The organism is Hymenobacter sp. UYAg731, assembly GCF_054061335.1.
Genome location: NZ_JBSSEC010000004.1, coordinates 427871 through 444602 on the forward strand (window position 1 = coordinate 427871; position 16732 = coordinate 444602).

Here is a 16732-nt window from a genome sequence, read left to right on the forward strand (position 1 = left end):
GCTGACGGAATTTGCTGCTTTGCTTCGGTGAAATAGTTGGATGCGTCTATGTGCTCAAGAAGGCCACAAACAAACGTTTGCCCCGAAAAACTCATGTTAAGTCCAGCGGCGAACCATAGGCTTTTCGGTTAAATTAAACGACTTTTGCGATGACGGGCGGCATTTCAGGCCCGCTACGGCTCCAGTTGGCGCACCGCGTCAGCGTCCCCTTCTGCCTACGAAGGGGAGTTTTTTTGTTCCGACATTTCACCCCAACGCATGGAAACCCCCACTTCATTTAACAAAACTAAAATCGTGGCCACTGTCGGCCCCGCTTCCAATACGTATGAGCGCCTCGGCATTCTCATGCGCGAAGGCGTGGACGTGTTCCGGCTCAACTTCTCGCACGGCGCGCACGAGGAGCACCTGTCGGTTATCAACACGGTGCGGCGGCTGAACAAGGACATGCGTACTTCGGTGGGCTTGTTGCAGGATTTGCAGGGACCGAAAATCCGCCTGGGCGAGGTAGAAGGCGGCGGCGTTGAAATCAAGGCCGGCGACAAAATCAAGCTGGTGTGCGGCGAGAAGGAAACCAGCACCGCCACCCGCCTGAGCACCATTTACATGGGCCTGGCCCGCGATGTGAAAGCCGGCGACCAGATTCTGATTGACGACGGCAAGATTGAGCTGAAAGTGCTGGCCACCGACCGCGACAAGGAAGTGGACGTGGAAGTGATTTACGGCGGCCTGGTGAAGCCCCGCAAAGGCATCAACCTGCCCGACTCCGAAGTATCGGCCCCGAGCATGACCGAGAAGGACATCGAAGACCTGAAATTCGGCCTGGAGCACGATGTGGACTGGGTGGCGCTGAGCTTCGCCCGCAAGGCCGACGACATTCGCTTCATCAAAAAGCTGATTGCCGATGCCGGCAAAACCACCCGCGTAGTGGCCAAGATTGAGACGCCCGACGGCCTGCGCAACATCGATGAAATCATCGCCATCACCGACGCCGTGATGGTGGCCCGCGGCGACCTCGGCGTGGAAGTGAAGATGGAAGAGGTGCCGATGGCCCAGAAGATGATTATTGCCAAGTGCAACGCGGCCGGCAAGCCCGTTATCGTGGCTACCCAGATGATGGAGTCGATGATTACGGCCCCCCGCCCCACTCGCGCCGAAACCAGCGACGTGGCCAACGCCGTGCTCGACGGGGCCGATGCGGTGATGCTTTCGGCCGAAACCGCCGTAGGGGCTTACCCCGCCGAGGTAATCCGCTCGATGGTGGGCACCATCCTGAGCGTGGAAAGCCGCAGCCCGCAACTGTTCCATAAGTGGTGGCCCATCGACCCGGCCGGAGCCAACTTCATGGCCGACAGCATCCTGTCGGCCTCGTGCCACCTGGCCAAGAACACGGGGGCCAAAGCCATTACCGGTATGACGCACCGGGGCTACACCGCCTTCCAGCTGGCCAAGTACCGCCCCAAAGCCAACATCTTCATCTTCACCGACAACCGCCCCCTGCTCACGGCCCTGAGCCTGGTGTGGGGCGTGCGCGGCTTCTACTACGACCGCCTCGTGAGCACCGACAGCACCGTGGCCGACATCCGCTACGTCCTCACCACCACCGGACACCTCGAAACCGGCGACGTGTACATCACCACCGGCTCAATGCCCATTCAGGACAAAGGCAAAGCCAACATGGTGAAGGTGAGCATCGCCTAAGTTCCCAACCAAGCCAATTGGCCGGATACCAAAAGAGCCCGCTACGAAAGTAGCGGGCTCTTTTTCGTGGTGATGCTTGGCCTATTCGTGGGTCAGCTTCCAGGTGGCAGTAGCGCCATCAGGGCCGGCGAGGTGGAGCAGGTAGAGGCCGGCAGGCTGCCCGGCCAGCGGCACGGCCACGGCCGACTGCCCGGCGGGCACGGGTGCGCTCCACACAGAGCGGCCCAGCGCATCGGTGAGACGCAAGGAGTAACCTGCACGGGCGGGCTGGGCCAGCGTGAGCGTGGCAGCTTCGGCGGCGGGATTGGGGTGTAGCGTGGCGATGGCAGCCGCCTGGGCGGCGCGGGTGGGCAGCAGACTGGCAAACGCCAGCGGGCTACCGCAGATGCGTATTATGCCGTTTACATTTTTACGGGTGTATATCTGGCCTAAAAAACCAGGCCCTTCTGACAGCGTGGTAAGCCCTTGACCAAAACTGTATTGCCATGCCGCGTAATCAAGCCCCGTCTGATAGGAGGGAGTAACCGCGCCGCTTTGCAGATAGTATGGTCCGTAGCTGATGCGTGGGCCGGCGGTGCAACTACCGGACCCGCTGATGCTAACTGGAAAACCAACCAGGAGATTGGCCGAAAATCCTGCTGTACTCGGCACGTACTCCCCCGTTAGCAGGCGCAGAACGGCGGGTTGAAGGGTAGAGACAATCGGCTGCCATTGGTAACCCCTGCGGGCCAGTGCCCACTGTTTTACGGCAATTGGCGAGTAGTTAATCTGGGCCGGAGCATAGCAGTAGCCAGCATAACCAAATTCCTGAACCCGGCTTTGTTCTTGGTAGCTAATAAATATACTGTCGGCAGTGATACGTTTGCTTATAATGCGGCGCAGCACTTTATAGTTGGAACACTGGACTGTAACGAGCCCTATGTCAAACGGTTCGTAGCCAAATTCATCGCCCGGCTGCACATCAAACAGTTGCAATGGGCTATAGATGGAGTCTTCAAAGCGCGCCGGGAGTACGGCTTGTTCGAGTTGGCTACCCGTGGCCCCGCCCAACCATTGCGGACCAGCCAGCAGGCCATGGTTGCGGCTAAGCCGCACCGTTGTACTGGCTCCCGCAGCGGTGATGGTGATAACCGCCACCGTATCCTGTACGCCGGGGCTGATGGTCTGCCAGCTCCGACTGGTGAGGGTAGCAGTGCGCAACGGCTGGTTGCTGGCATTCCAGCTGCTGCCTACGGCCGCCCGAGGAAATAGCTCCAAGCTCACGGCCGTCTGCACATTGGGTTGCGCCTGAGCTTCCAGCGTGTAGCTGGCTTGTCCCGGACGCCAGCGCATCAGCGCCCCAAACAGGTTGTCGTGGCTTTTCACCATGCCTCGGAGCGCGGCATTACTTGGGGCCGCACGTAGTAGCCGGTTGAACGCGTAGATGGAATCGCCGCCGGCGGTGGCATACGCCGAATCGACCCGGAGCGTATAAACTAAGCTGCTTGTGCTGCCAGTACCGGCGGCCTCCCGATAGCCGTAAATCAGCCCCGGCCGAAACGGCCGCCACGCCTGCTGTGCATTGGCGCCAAAGTGAAGCGCAAAAAGCACGACTAACGTAAGCCATTTGTAGTTGTAGTTATTTTTCATAATGAGCAGAAAAAAATGAATTACTCTTTTTACCATTGGGGACTTATGTCCTGAGCCGGCCCACCATTTTATTCGTGGGTCAGTTTCCACGTCGCGGTAGCGCCATCGGGGCCGGTGAGGTGTAGCAGGTAGAGGCCGGCGGGCTGCCCGGCCAGCGGCACGGCCACGGCCGACTGGCCGGCGGCCACGGGCGCGCTCCACACGGCCCGGCCCAGCGCATCGGTCAGGCGTAACGCGTAACCGGCGCGGGCCGGTTGGGCCAGCGTGAGCGTGGCGGCTTCGGGGGCGGGGTTGGGGTGTAGCGTGGCGATGGCAGCCGCCTGGGCGGCGCGGGTGGGCAGCAGGGTAGCAAACGCCAGCGGGCTGCCGCAGGTGGTCGTCGTGCCACTCAGCGTGCGGCGATAATAAATTAAACCAGTATCACCCGAATAAAAAGCCCCAACGCCTAATGAAATCGAAAATTCCTGCCGCCAGCCAATATCGATGCCCGTATTGTACTGCCCAGCAGGTGAACCACCTGCGTTAAAAAGGCCGATAAAGTTCACATTCCGCCCACTTGGCATACAGCCGCTGCTGCTGGAATTCATGATGAGGCCTCTGCCCACATACAGCGGCGCAGAAGTGCCCTGATACATGCTGCCATACTCTCCCGTGAGCAAAGGCAGCGCAGGGAATTGCGCCGATTTGCCCGTGCGCAAGGAAAGCGCCCAACGCCCCGTTCGCGCGGGCATAATCTGTACCCCTGCCGTGGAGGTAGGAGAGAAAAATGTCTCTTCTCGCGTCTGTTGCTGAAACGTGAACAATAAACTGTCGGCAGTTTGCCGGCGGGTTATAATGCGCAGCAGCGTTTTGCTTTCCGAAGTGGGAAAAGGGCTGATGGTGAATGGCTGCGTCAAATATCCCAATTCATCACCGGGCTGTAGATTGAATAGCTGAGTCGGGTTGTATGACGACTGAGTCAGGGTAATGGGCAATAGTGCCTGCGTCCACTGCGGAGTATTGCCAGCAGTTGCCAGCCACTGCGGAGCCGCCAAAAGGCCATACGTTCGGCTCAGGCGCACCACTTGCCCCGAACTGAGGGTAATGACAGCCACTGAATCAAGGACGGTGCCCACTAATTGCGGGCTGCGACTAGTGAGCGTGGCCGTGAGGGCGGGACTGCTGCTGGCCACCCAGGTGCTGCCCACGGCCGCCTGAGGCCGCAACTGCAACGCAAAGGCCGATTGCGCACTGCCTTCTGCCAAATTTTCGAGTACGAAAGCCGCTGGCGTACGCTGCCATACAAGGCGTGCGCCAAATAAGTTGTTGCGGCTTTTGCGGTAGCCGCCGTACGGATTAATGCTCTGCTCGCGGCCGTCGCTGGTTTTCACCAGTCGCTTAAACGTCCACGCCGAATCGCCGGCAGTGGTAGTGTAGGCCGAATCGAGACGCAGCGTATGCACGCTACTACTGCCAGGCCCGCTAAAACCATAAATCAGCCCCGGTCGAAACGGCCGCCACGCCTGCTGCGCATCGGCGCTTAAGGCAATAAATAAGAATAGCGCGGCCAGCAAAGGCCGCGCCCAAGGGTAGGCGTGTTTCATGATTCGGAGGTAGTTGATGTGGAATACTGCCCGTAAGGTAAGCAACCCACCCAAATACTCCCGAATAAATATATGTTAACCCGCCAAGAAGCCTATTTTACACGCAAAAAGCCCTGCTCAAATTTGAGCAGGGCTTTTTGTAAGGAGCGCGAGACCAGACCTTGGGGCGGCGCAGTCTGGCCTCGCTAGGCTCGTCTCGCACTAAAGCGCGTTGACGAGCTTTGTCAGCTTACTTTTGTTGTTAGCAGCTTTGTTTTTGTGGATGATGTTCTTCTTGGCCAGACGGTCCAGCATGGAAGTCACCTTCTTCAGCAGCTCCTGGGCGGCCGTTTTGTCGGTCGTCGTACGGAGCTTTTTGATAGCCGTGCGGGTGGATTTGTGCTGGTAACGGTTCAACACGCGCTTGGCTTCGTTGCTGCGGATGCGCTTGAGGGCCGACTTATGGTTTGCCATGAGCAGGAATTATATAGGAGCGTTATGCTTGAGTTCTGTGTTTGGGAGGGCAAAGGTACGAATCCGCCTGACAAATTCAAACCCTGCCACCAAAAATCTTGATGCCAAGCTGATTCTATCCCATGGGGGAAATCAGAACCATCCTTAAAACGGCCAATACTCATTCCACATTCACTTTGGAGCCTCTAAATTAGTATGCATGCCGATTAGGTGCGAACTTTACGAGACCTCCTCTCCCACCCAGCACGCCCAGCCACTTCCTAGCTCTTCCGTGCCATGCCGCTCGTTGCCGAAACCCATTATCAGTCGCCGTTTTACCTGTTCAATGGTCATTTGCAGACCATTGTACCCAGCCTCTGGCGTACCGTGCCCGACGTGGCCTATCAGCGCGAGCGCCTGGAGCTGCCCGATGGCGACTTCCTAAACCTGGACTGGAGCCGCCTGCCCGAACACCGCCCCACCAATGGCCTCGCCATCGTGTCGCACGGCCTGGAGGGCGACGCCTCACGGCCCTACATGCGCGGCATGGTGCGCGCCCTCAACCGCGCCGGCCTTGATGCGCTGGCCTGGAACTACCGCAGCTGCGGCGGCGAAATGAACCGCCTGCTCCGCTCCTACCACCTCGGCGACACGGAGGATTTGGACCTGGTGCTGCGCCACGCGCTGGCTACTAGGCGCTACCAGCGCGCCTATCTGCTGGGCTTCTCGGCGGGCGGCAATGTGACGCTGAAGTATTTGGGCGAGAATGCGGCCCGTGTGCCGAATGAAGTAAAACGGGCGGCCGTGTTTTCCGTGCCGACGGATTTGCAGGCCAGCTCAGTACATATCGGGCGGTTGCAAAACCAGGTGTACCTGCGGCGCTTTTTGAAATCGCTGCGCGAGAAGGTGCGGGCCAAGGCCGAGCTGCTGCCGGGCCAGGTCGACTTGGAAGGGATTGAGGAGCTGCGCGATTTCCAGCAGTTCGATGACAAGTACACCGCGCCGATGCACGGCTTCGACTCGGCTGATGCCTACTACCACTATGCCAGCTCCGGCCGTTACCTCAGCGGCATTCGGGTGCCCACGCTGCTGGTGAATGCCCAGAATGACCCGTTTCTGCCAGCGTCCTGCTACCCGCGGGAGGTGGCGGCCAGTTCGCCCTTCGTGTTTTTGGAAACGCCGCCGGAGGGCGGGCACGTTGGCTTTGCTGAGAGTAGTGGCGAATACTATTCGGAGCGGCGCGCGGTGGCGTTTTTGACGGCGGAAGTACCAGCGTAGTTAGGTACTTGTCATTTGGAGGATACACGACGAAGCAATGACAGGCGGCTATTTGGCCGGCACGAAAACCACTTTTTTCGTCTCGTAGAATTCTTCGCTAAAAAAGTCGCTCAAGTCCGTGACTTTAGCCTTCAGGCCGGATTCGGCGATTTCCTCCGTCAAATCCCCGCCTTTGAGGTAATAGAGGCCGGAGCCGGATGCGCCCTGGGGCTTAAAGCGGTGGGCAATCCACGGATGGAAGGTGGCGAGGCGGGCCACGGCGCGGCTCACCACGAAGTCGTATTTGGTGCGGAGCTGCTCGGCGCGGGTTTGCTCGGCGGTCACGTTGTGCAGGCCCAGCGCGGCGGCCATGAACTGCACGGCGCGGATTTTCTTACCGATGCTGTCCACGAGGTGGAAATGCACTTCGGGAAACAGGATGGCCAGCGGTAGGCCGGGTAGGCCGCCGCCGGTGCCCACGTCGAGCACGGCGCTGCCTTTGGGGAATTGCACGACTTTGGCAATGCCCAGCGAGTGCAGGACGTGGCGCTCGGTAAAGTGCTCCATGTCGGGGCGCGACACGAGGTTGATGGCTTCGTTGGTGGCGCGGAACTCGGTTTCGAACTCCTGAAAAAGCTGGAGCTGCTGCGGGGTGAGCGCGGGGAAGTGGTGCTGGAGGATGTTCATGTGAGGTAAGCTTTAGCTTGCCGTGAAGAGACAGGGGAATTAGGGAAACGGCAAGCTAAAGCTTACCTCACAAAAAAAGCCCCGAAGGGCTTTTTTAGGCTTAAATAATCTGCTTGGTGTGCTTCACCATGTCATAGAGCAACTCGCGGGCGCGGTGCAGCTGGGCTTTCACGGTGCCGAGGGGGGCTTTGAGCTCAGTGGCGATTTCTTCGTAGCTGAGCTCGTCGAAATAGCGCAGCGAAACAAGGCGCTGGTACTTATCGGGCAGGCGCGACACGACGTGGCGCATGATTTCGATTTTCTGGTTGCGCACGGCGTGCTCGGCCGGGTTCAGGTCGTTGTCGCGGAAATCGATGGTAATTTCGTCGCCGTTATCGACCTTGATGGCCGAGTCAATCGACATGGTTTTGATTTTATTCTTGCGAATAAAATCAATGCAGTTGTTGGTGGCAATGCGGAATAGCCAGGTGCTGAACGCGTACTCCGGGTTGAACTTGTGCAGGTTGCGGAACGCTTTGGCGAAGGCTTCGATGGTGAGGTCTTCGGCGTCGTCCTGATTGCGCACCATCTTGAGCACCACATGGTACACGGGCTTTTTGTAGATGTGCATCAGCTCGGCGTAGGCCTTCTCGTCGCCGTGGTCTACGGCAGCGCGAATCAGCTTAAAGTCGTGCTTGGCTTTAGCTGAAAACTGCTTTTGAATATCTTGGTTGTTTACTTCCATCGAAGGGTGCGGTTAAGGAACAGCGAGATTCCCAGGGCCAGGTATTGGGAAAAATAAACCGCATCGAGCACCGGCAGGAGCCCGACGATTACGGGCTGGCCGAGCCGCTGGCTCAGACGCGCATATACGGCGCTTACGAACAAAGTTCGCAGAACCCATACGACTGCCAAAGGTACCCAATTGTTTGGCGAAAAAACTAGCACAACGGTAGCCAGATAGAATAACATATTGGCCAGCACGAAGGTGCCCACCCGTAAACGGTCGGCCAACTTATACGCGCGGCCAGCCGACAGGTGCCGGCGCTTCTGGCGCCACCACGCGGCCCAGGTTTGGGCGGGCTCGCTCAGGGTGTGGGCCGAGGGGGAGGCCACCACGGCTACGCGCTGGCCCTGGCGCACCGCGTCCTGCACCAACAGGTCGTCATCGCCGGAAAGCTGGCGGATGTGCGAGGCAAAGCCTTTGGTGGCCGTGAAGCAGGCGCGGGTATAGGCCAGGTTGCGGCCTACGCCCATGTAGGGCCAGCCGCGCCAGGCAAAGCTGAGGTACTGAGCGGCAGTGAGCAGCGTTTCGTAGCGGATGAGCTGGTTGAGGAAACCGGGGGATTTCGCGTAGGCCGAGAAGCCGAGGACGAGGTCGGCCCCGTCCTTTTGGGCAAAGCCGCGCTGCATGAGGCGTAGCCACTGGTTGGTGGCCGGAATGCAGTCGGCATCGGTGAAAAGCAGGCGGGCGTAGCGGGTGGCTTTGATGCCAAGGGTGAGGGCGTATTTCTTGGGCGCGAAGGTGTCGGGAGTACGGTCGACGGTGACGAGGCGGACGGTGTTGGGGTAATACTGGGCCAGTTGCTGGGCGTATAAATACGTGTCGTCCTGACTGCGGTCGTCGATGAGGACGATTTCGAAGGCGGCGGGATAGTCCTGCTGGAGCAGCAGAGGCAGCAGCCGGCGCAGGTTGTCGAGCTCGTTGCGGGCGCAGACCACGATGGACACGGGCTCGGCGTCCGAGCCGGGCGCATCGGCGGGCGCTTCGGGGGCGCGGCGGGCGAAAGGCCAGAAGAAATACGCGGCATAGAACAGCTGCACCAGCACGCACGCCAACAAAAGCCAGAAAAACGGGGACGTGGGTACGGGTGGAAGCAACAAAGCGGCGGGTACGAATGAGCCCGCAAAAGTACGGGGCGCGAAACGGGCGGGTTACCTTTGCGGGAAGTAGCGCGGACTTTGCCGTCCGCGTCCCCGCGTGGTGTCGGCGAATGCGACTTGCGCGGGGACGCGGACAGCAAAGTCCGCGCTACTGCACTCCGCACTTCCCCTGCATGACCTTCGACCTCCTCGCCCAAGACCCCGCCACCAAGGCCCGCGCCGGCCGTCTCACCACGGCCCACGGCACCATCGAAACGCCTATTTTTATGCCCGTGGGCACGGCCGGCACCGTGAAGGCCGTGAGCCAGGCCACGCTAAAGGACGACGTGCAGGCCCAGATTATCCTCGGCAACACCTACCATCTCTACCTGCGGCCGGGCCTGGACGTGCTCAGGGCCGCCGGCGGCCTGCACAAGTTCAATGGCTGGGACCGGCCGATTCTAACCGACTCGGGCGGCTACCAGGTGTATTCGCTCAGCAACACCCGGAAGATTAAGGAGGAGGGCGTGAAATTCCGCTCGCATATTGATGGCAGCCAGCATTTGTTCTCGCCGGAGGGCGTGATGGATATTCAGCGCGTGATTGGGGCCGATATCATCATGGCTTTCGATGAATGCACGCCCTGGCCTTGCGAGTACGACTACGCCGCCCGCTCTCTCGACATGACGCACCGCTGGCTAAAGCGCTGCATCGAGCGTTTTGATAGCACCGAGGGGCTTTACGGCTATGAGCAGGCTCTTTTCCCGATTGTGCAGGGCAGCACGTTCAAGGACCTGCGCATCAAATCGGCGGAGTTTATTGCCGAGCAAGGCCGGGCCGGCAACGCCATTGGCGGGCTGAGCGTGGGTGAGCCCGCCGAGCTGATGTACGAGATGACCGAGCTGGTATGCGATATCCTGCCCAAGGACAAGCCGCGCTACCTGATGGGCGTGGGCACGCCGGCCAACATATTGGAGAACATTGCTTTGGGCGTGGACATGTTCGACTGCGTGATGCCGACCCGCAACGCCCGCAACGGCATGCTCTTCACCACGCAGGGCATTATGAACGTGACGAACCTGAAGTTTGCCACCGATTTCACGCCCATCGACCCGGTGCTGGAGGGTGCGGCCAGCAACTTCTACACCCGCGCCTACGTGCGCCACCTCTTCCAGTGCCAGGAGATGCTGGGGCCGCAGATTGCCTCGGCCCACAACCTGACGTTTTACCTGTGGCTGGTGAAAGAGGCCCGCAAGGAAATCATCGCTGGCACGTTTGGGCCGTGGAAGGAGCGCATGGTGAAGCAATTGATGACCAGACTGTAATTATAAATTTTGAATTATAAATTATAAATTCCGTTTTCACATTTCCCTTCTTTGAATCGCCCATTTATAATTCAAAATTTATAATTTATAATTATTTCTCCCATGAATATCCTCGACAAATACATCATTAAGAAATTCCTCGCCGCGTTTTTTTTCTCGGTGGTAATTCTGGTGACGGTGATTTGCGTGATTGATTTCACGGAGAAAAACGACGACTTTATTCAGCATAATTTGCCGATGTCGAAAATCGTTTTCGGCTATTATATTTATCTGTTTCCCTATTTCGCCAACCTGCTTTCGCCGATTACCATTTTTATCGCCGTCGTATTTGTAACGGCGCAGCTGGCGGCCCGAACGGAAATTGTGGCCATCCTGGCCAGTGGGGTGAGTTTCCGGCGGCTGATGCTACCCTATGCCATGGGCGGCGCGGTGGTGGGGCTGTTGATATTCGGGCTCATTGGCTGGGTGCTGCCCATTGGGAATAAGTCGCGGGTGGCGTTTGAGCGGTCATATATCAAATTGCCCTACCGGTTTCAGGGGCGCAACGTGCATATCAAAATCGGGCCGCGCAGCTACGTGTACATGGAGAGCTATGATAACCTCAGCAACATCGGCTTCCATTTCGCGCTCGAAACCGTGGACAGCACCGTGCTGCGCCGCCGCCTCACGGCCGATGCCATCAACTGGGATTCGACCAAGCACATGTGGCATTTGTCGCCGCAGCTGATACGCACCTTCAAGGGTCCGCAGGACGAAATCCTGAAATCCGTGCCCGCCCGCGACACCACCCTGAACCTGTTTCCGAAGGATTTCGCCAGCACCTACAAGCTGGCCGAAACCATGACCCTGCCGGAGCTGAACGCCTACATTAAAACCAAGATTGAGCGCGGGGCCGACGACACGCAACTCTACCTGAGCGAGAAGTACGAGCGGTACGCCTACCCGTTTTCCATCGTCATTCTCACCCTGATTGGCGTGACGCTCAGCGCCCGGAAGTCGAGAGCCGGCGTGGGTGGGCAAATTGCGCTGGGGTTTGTGTTGGCCTTCGTGTTCATCATTTTCGTGATGCTGAGCCGCAACCTGGCGCAGGTGGGCAGCATGTCGCCGCTGGTAGCGGCGTGGGTGCCCAGTACGGTCTTTTCGGTAATCGGGCTGGCGCTGTACCGGTTTGTGCCGAAGTAGGTAGCGCGAAGCACCGCTTCGCGCATCGCCGCAACGCGGCGATGCTACCCTGTACAACCTAATGCCGTAACCACATTCTTCTGTACCATTCTCGCCGCGTTGCGGCGATACGCGAAGCGGTGCTTCGCGCTACAGCCTATGCTCCGCGACTACCTCAAGCTTCATTTCATTGTGCTCCTGTGGGGCTTCACGGCCATCCTGGGCAAGCTGCTGACGGTGCCGCCGGTGGAGCTGGTGTTCTGGCGCACGCTGCTGGCGGCGGCGGGCCTGGCGGTGCTGCTGGCGGCGCGGCGGCTGCCCTGGCGGGTGTCGGCGGGGCAGGCGGCGCGGCTGCTGGGGGTGGGAGCGCTGGTGGCAGCGCACTGGATTACCTTCTTTCTGGCGGCGCGGCTGTCGTCGGTGAGCGTGTGCCTGGCGGGCCTGGCCACGCTGGCGCTCTGGACCTCCCTGCTGGAGCCACTGCTGCTGTGGCGGCGGGTGCGCGGCTACGAGGTGGGCCTGGGCCTGATTACGATGGTGGGCCTCTATCTGGTGAGCCAAGCTGAGCTGGACAAGCTGCTGGGCCTGGGCGTGGCGGTGCTATCGGCGGGCTTGTCGGCGCTGTTCAGCGTGCTCAACTCGAAGCTGATTAAGACGCACCCGCCGCTGCGGCTCACGTTTTATGAGATGCTGGGCGCGTGTCTGAGCATCGTGCTGTTCTTCCCGATTTACAGCCATTATTTCACGCAGGGCCGGGGCTTGCAACTGGCCTGGCAGGGCTACGACTGGCTCTGGCTGGGGCTGCTGGCGGGCGTATGCACAGTGTACGCCTTCTCCACGTCGGTGGAGTTAATGAAGCGGATTTCGCCCTTTGCCGTGAACCTGACCATTAATCTGGAGCCGGTGTATGGCATTTCGATGGCGGCGGCCATTTACTGGCTGCACACCAAAGGGCTGCTGCACGCACCCCAGTTCAACGGCGAGCGCATGAGCACGGGTTTCTACATTGGCACCCTGCTCATTGTGCTCAGCGTGCTCATCCACCCGCTGGTGGCGCGGCTGATGAAGGACAAGCAGCCGGATTTGGAGCCGGCGATGCCGGTTTGAGTTAAGAATTAGGAGTGAAGACTTGATTCAGCAGACGCTATTGGTTCAACTCCTCACTCTTCATCCCTAACTCTTAACGCTTCACAGTGCGCCCTGCCACACGGTGTACTCCGCTGGCCATTCCGATGCCGCTGGCTCCCCGCTTTCCCACAAGCCGTACACGGCCGAGCCGGAGCCCGACAGACTCGCATAAGTAGCGCCGGCGGCGTATAGCTGCTGCTTGATTTCGGCCAGTACCGGGTGGCTGGGCGTGAGTGCCGTTTCGAAATCGTTGATTACGGTAGTGCGCCAGGTATTCATGGGCCGGGCCAGCGCCTCGCGTAGCGGGTGTTTCGGCGGCTGCGGGGTGATGCGGGCGTAGGCCTCGGCGGTACTGAAGTGGAGGCTGGGGTACACGACCAAGCAGAAAACCCCTGTCAGATTCAAGTCGATTTCCTCGAATACGTCGCCTTTTTCCACGGCCAGCACGGGCTTGTTCCGGATGAAAAAGGCGCAGTCGGAACCCAGGCGGCGGGCGTAGCTTTCCAGGGTTTCGGCGGAAAGGTTGAGGCTGAACAGGTCGTTGGCGGCCCGGAGGGCGAAGGCGGCATCGGCAGACCCGCCGCCTAGGCCGGCCCCGATGGGCACTATTTTGTGCAGGTACAGCTGCACGGGCGGCAGCTGGGGGTAGTCGGCCTGCAGCAGCTCGTAGGCGCGCACGCAGAGGTTGGTGGCCGGGTCGCCGGGGATGGGGCGGCCGGTAAGGGTGAGGCTGGTGGCGGCCCCGGCGGGCGCAGGCAGCATCTCCAACGCATCGGTCCAGGGCAGGGGCACAAACACCGATTCGAGGGTGTGGAAGCCATCGGGGCGGCGCTGGGTGACGTAGAGGCCGAGGTTGAGCTTGGCGTTGGGGAAGGTGAGCATTTGGGAATAGAGAAGTTTGACGAAACAAAAGAACGTCATGCTGAGCGCAGCCGAAGCATCTCTACCGCTTCGTTGTAGTCGATTGGGTTGCGTTGCGTGGTAGAGATGCTTCGGCTACGCTCAGCATGACGTTCTTCCACGACCTTTGCCGCCTCGTTCAATCAACCCAGTGCCCACCCCCACCACCTTTTACGCCCGTCACGGCAAGCGCCTGCTCGACCTCGCGCTGGCCGGGCCGCTGCTGTTGCTCGCGCTGCCGCTGCTGGCGGGGGCGGCGGCGCTGGCGGCGGCCCAGAACCGGGGCCGCTGGCTGTTTCGGCAGGTGCGGCCGGGGTGGCACGGGCGACTGTTCACGCTGTATAAGCTGCAAACCATGACCGACGCCCGCGATGCCGCCGGCCAGCCCTTGCCCGATGCGCAGCGCTTGCCGCCGCTGGGCCGCTGGCTGCGCGCCACCTCGCTCGATGAATTGCCGCAGCTTTGGAACATCGTGCGCGGCGATTTGAGCCTGGTGGGGCCGCGCCCGCTGCTGCCCGAGTACTTGCCGCTGTACTCGCCCGTGCAGGCCCGCCGCCACGCCGTGCGCCCCGGCCTCACCGGCTGGGCGCAGGTGAATGGCCGCAACGCCATCGGCTGGGAGGAAAAATTTGCGTTTGATGTCTGGTACGTCGACCACCTTTCGCTGCGGCTCGACCTGCTGATTCTGTGGCGCACCGCCGGGCGGGTGCTGGGCGCGCGCGGCATCAACGCCCCCGGGCAGGCCACCACGGCGGCGTTTCGGGGCAGTCCGCCAGTGCCGCCTTCTTCGTAAAGCTTTTATATGACGCAATTATTCTTTTCGGACTACGAGGTGAGCGAGGCCCTGCCGCCACTCGTCATTTTTGGGGCGGGCGGCCTGGGGCGCGAGGTGCTGCTGTTGCTTCAGCAGCTCAACGAAGCCCAGCCGACGTGGCTGCTGCGCGGTTTCTACGACGACCACGCGCCCGCCACGCCCACCGTGGGCGGCCTTCCCTACCTCGGCACCAGCGCCGACCTGAACGCTACCACCGAACCGCTGGCCGTGGCCGTGGCCGTGGGCAGCTCGGCCAGCCGGGCGGCCGTGGTGGCGCGGCTCACGTCGGCGCAGCTCAGCTTTCCGAGCCTCGTGCATCCGGCCGTGGGGATGGGGCCGATGCAGCGCATTGCGATGGGCGCGGGCTGCATCATCCAGCAGGGCTGCCTGCTAACGTGTGATATTTCGCTGGGCCGGTTCGTGCTGCTCAACCTGGGCTGCACCGTGGGGCACGATGCCGAGCTGGCCGATTTCTGCTCCCTGATGCCGCACGCCAACGTGAGCGGCGCGGCCCGCCTGGGCCGGGGCGTGTACCTTGGCACAAATGCCACCGTGATTCAGGGCGTGCATATCGGCGAAAACACCATTCTCGGGGCCGGCGCGGTAGCCGTGCGCGACCTGCCGGCTAACGTGACAGCAGTAGGCGTGCCGGCGAGGGCAATGGGATAATAATAGCTGCGCCGGTCCGACCGCCCTAGGCGGTCCGACCCGGTTGCCGCAAGAACGAACTACCAACGACAACCGTCCAACGACAACCGGTCGGACCGCCTAGGGCGGTCGGACCGGGCCGAAAATGCCGGCCAATCTATATTAGTAGCAATACACCAGTTAAATGCGCAGCCAGGATTACGACCGTCTCTACCTCTCCCCTCCCCACCTCGGCCGGCACGAGTTGAACTATGTCCACAAGGCCATTGAGGACAACTGGGTGGCCCCGGCCGGCCCCAACCTCACGGGCTTCGAAGCCGACATCTGCGCGGCGGTGGGCGTGCCGTACGCGGTGGCGCTGAACTCGGGCACGGCCGCCATTCATTTGGGACTACTACTGCTGGGCGTGGGGCCGGGCGATGAGGTGCTGTGCCCCTCCTTCACCTTCGTGGCCACGGCCAATCCCGTGGTGTACCTCGGGGCTACGCCGGTGTTTGTGGATAGTGAGGCCGATACCTGGAATATCTGCCCCGAGCGCCTGCGCGAGGCCATTACGGACCGCATTGCCAAAGGCAAGAAGCCCAAAGCCCTCATCCTGGTACATCTCTACGGGATGCCGGCCAAGCTGCCCGAAATCCTGGCCCTGGCGCAGGAATTCGACATTCCCATCCTCGAAGACGCGGCCGAGGCGCTGGGCTCGGAGTGGCAGCAGCAGCCGCTGGGCGGTTTCGGGCGGGTGGGCGTGTTTTCCTTCAACGGCAACAAGATTCTGACCACCAGCGGCGGCGGCGCGCTGGTGACTTATGACAAAGCCCTGGCCGAAAAGGCCCGCTTCCTGGCCACCCAGGCCAAGGACGACGCGCCCTACTACCAGCACTCCGAAACCGGCTACAACTACCGCCTGAGCAACATTCTGGCCGGCATCGGGCGGGGCCAGATGGAGCTGCTGGCCGAGCGCGTGAAGCGCCGCCGCCAGATTTTCGACTGGTACCGCGAGCACCTCGCCGGCCTGCCCGGCCTCACGGTGGCGCCGGCCCCGGAGCCCGCCGGCAGCCGCTCCAACCGCTGGCTCACCACCGTCCTCCTGGCCTCGCCCGACCCTGAGAACGGTGCGCCCGCCCTCACCCCCGAAGCCGTGCGCCTCCACCTCGAAACCCGCAACATCGAGAGCCGGCCGCTGTGGAAGCCGCTACACCTCCAGCCCCTGTTTGCCGCCGCGCCCAGGTATGGCGGCGCGGTGTGCGAAGACCTGTTTGCCCGGGGCCTGTGCCTGCCCAGCGGCACGGCCATGGGCGATGCCGAGCTGCGGCGGGTGAAAGAGGCCCTGACGGAAGCGCTGGGGTAAGCCGTGTTATTGGCGGGCTGTTGGCGCATGTGCCAACTGAATTTTCGAGTTCACGAAACTCATCCCTCTGAGGCATTTCGTAAACTTTGATTCGTAGACGAGTTTCGTAAACTCGTATTATCCCGCAACAGGCACGTCGCTACCTAATACCGAGCGTCAGTTAAGGGTTTACTAAAAAGAGCCAATAACTGAACCACTGCTTGGCACTATCTAGTGGCCTTTTGTTTTGGCCGCCAGCGTCGGAACACTGTTCGCACAGCCGTGAATATGAGGGCTGGCAACA

General features: G+C 60.7%; 15 protein-coding genes. 8 read left to right on the forward strand and 7 right to left on the reverse strand.

Features of this window, described 5'->3' with window-relative positions; all coding sequences use genetic code 11:
• Positions 1-258: 258 nt before the first annotated feature.
• Positions 259-1698 carry a pyruvate kinase gene (pyk, locus tag ACVWYF_RS13825; protein WP_457068933.1) on the forward strand — a complete coding sequence of 480 codons (1440 nt, stop codon included), beginning with the start codon at positions 259-261 and terminating at the stop codon, positions 1696-1698.
• A gap of 81 nt (positions 1699-1779) precedes the next feature.
• On the opposite strand, the gene ACVWYF_RS13830 is transcribed toward pyk, so the two are convergent.
• From ACVWYF_RS13830 to rpsT, 3 genes are all read right to left on the reverse strand, one after another.
• Positions 1780-3327, reverse strand: a complete 1548-nt coding sequence (locus tag ACVWYF_RS13830; protein WP_457068935.1) for a hypothetical protein — start codon at positions 3325-3327, stop codon at positions 1780-1782.
• Positions 3328-3395: 68 nt separating this feature from the next.
• Entirely contained in the window at positions 3396-4910 is a 1515-nt protein-coding gene (locus ACVWYF_RS13835; RefSeq protein ID WP_457068937.1) for a T9SS type A sorting domain-containing protein, read from the reverse strand.
• Positions 4911-5111: 201 nt separating this feature from the next.
• The gene (gene rpsT / locus ACVWYF_RS13840; RefSeq protein ID WP_168674786.1) at positions 5112-5363 is read right to left on the reverse strand and encodes a 30S ribosomal protein S20; all 252 of its coding nucleotides are present in this window, start codon (positions 5361-5363) and stop codon (positions 5112-5114) included.
• A 276-nt stretch (positions 5364-5639) separates the two neighbouring features.
• On the opposite strand from rpsT, the gene ACVWYF_RS13845 reads away from it, so the two are divergent.
• Entirely contained in the window at positions 5640-6620 is a 981-nt protein-coding gene (locus ACVWYF_RS13845; RefSeq protein WP_457068939.1) for a YheT family hydrolase, read from the forward strand.
• Positions 6621-6668: 48 nt separating this feature from the next.
• On the opposite strand, the gene rsmG is transcribed toward ACVWYF_RS13845, so the two are convergent.
• The 3 genes from rsmG to ACVWYF_RS13860 all read right to left on the reverse strand — a co-directional run bounded on the left by rsmG (position 6669) and on the right by ACVWYF_RS13860 (position 9149).
• Positions 6669-7286 (reverse strand): 16S rRNA (guanine(527)-N(7))-methyltransferase RsmG, encoded by a 618-nt coding sequence (gene rsmG / locus ACVWYF_RS13850; RefSeq protein WP_457068941.1) that lies wholly within the window; start codon positions 7284-7286, stop codon positions 6669-6671.
• A 100-nt stretch (positions 7287-7386) separates the two neighbouring features.
• Positions 7387-8010, reverse strand: coding sequence for an RNA polymerase sigma factor (locus ACVWYF_RS13855; protein WP_070728736.1), 624 nt, complete (start codon positions 8008-8010; stop codon positions 7387-7389).
• Positions 8001-9149 (reverse strand): glycosyltransferase, encoded by a 1149-nt coding sequence (locus tag ACVWYF_RS13860; protein WP_457068943.1) that lies wholly within the window; start codon positions 9147-9149, stop codon positions 8001-8003. Before ACVWYF_RS13860 ends, ACVWYF_RS13855 begins: the two co-directional genes overlap by 10 nt.
• A 173-nt stretch (positions 9150-9322) precedes the next feature.
• Between ACVWYF_RS13860 and tgt the strand changes: the two genes are divergently transcribed.
• The 3 genes from tgt (at position 9323) to ACVWYF_RS13875 (ending at position 12721) form a co-directional block, all read left to right on the forward strand.
• Positions 9323-10453, forward strand: coding sequence for a tRNA guanosine(34) transglycosylase Tgt (gene tgt / locus ACVWYF_RS13865; RefSeq protein ID WP_457068945.1), 1131 nt, complete (start codon positions 9323-9325; stop codon positions 10451-10453).
• Between the two features lie 102 nt (positions 10454-10555).
• Positions 10556-11635 (forward strand): LptF/LptG family permease, encoded by a 1080-nt coding sequence (locus ACVWYF_RS13870; protein WP_457068947.1) that lies wholly within the window; start codon positions 10556-10558, stop codon positions 11633-11635.
• 138 nt (positions 11636-11773) lie between these two features.
• The gene (locus ACVWYF_RS13875; RefSeq protein ID WP_457068949.1) at positions 11774-12721 is read left to right on the forward strand and encodes a DMT family transporter; all 948 of its coding nucleotides are present in this window, start codon (positions 11774-11776) and stop codon (positions 12719-12721) included.
• 81 nt (positions 12722-12802) lie between these two features.
• Here ACVWYF_RS13875 and ispE read toward each other — a convergent pair whose 3' ends face one another.
• A complete protein-coding gene (gene ispE, locus ACVWYF_RS13880) occupies positions 12803-13624 on the reverse strand; it encodes a 4-(cytidine 5'-diphospho)-2-C-methyl-D-erythritol kinase (RefSeq protein WP_457068951.1) in 822 nt (273 codons plus the stop codon).
• 169 nt (positions 13625-13793) lie between these two features.
• On the opposite strand from ispE, the gene ACVWYF_RS13885 reads away from it, so the two are divergent.
• From ACVWYF_RS13885 to ACVWYF_RS13895, 3 genes are all read left to right on the forward strand, one after another.
• Positions 13794-14435, forward strand: a complete 642-nt coding sequence (locus tag ACVWYF_RS13885; protein ID WP_457068953.1) for a sugar transferase — start codon at positions 13794-13796, stop codon at positions 14433-14435.
• 9 nt (positions 14436-14444) lie between these two features.
• Positions 14445-15125: an acetyltransferase gene (locus ACVWYF_RS13890; protein ID WP_457068955.1), complete on the forward strand. Its 681-nt coding sequence runs from the start codon at positions 14445-14447 to the stop codon at positions 15123-15125.
• A 163-nt stretch (positions 15126-15288) separates the two neighbouring features.
• On the forward strand, positions 15289-16449 hold the full coding sequence (locus ACVWYF_RS13895) for a DegT/DnrJ/EryC1/StrS family aminotransferase (RefSeq protein ID WP_457068957.1): 1161 nt from the start codon (positions 15289-15291) through the stop codon (positions 16447-16449).
• The last annotated feature ends 283 nt before the right edge of the window (positions 16450-16732 follow it).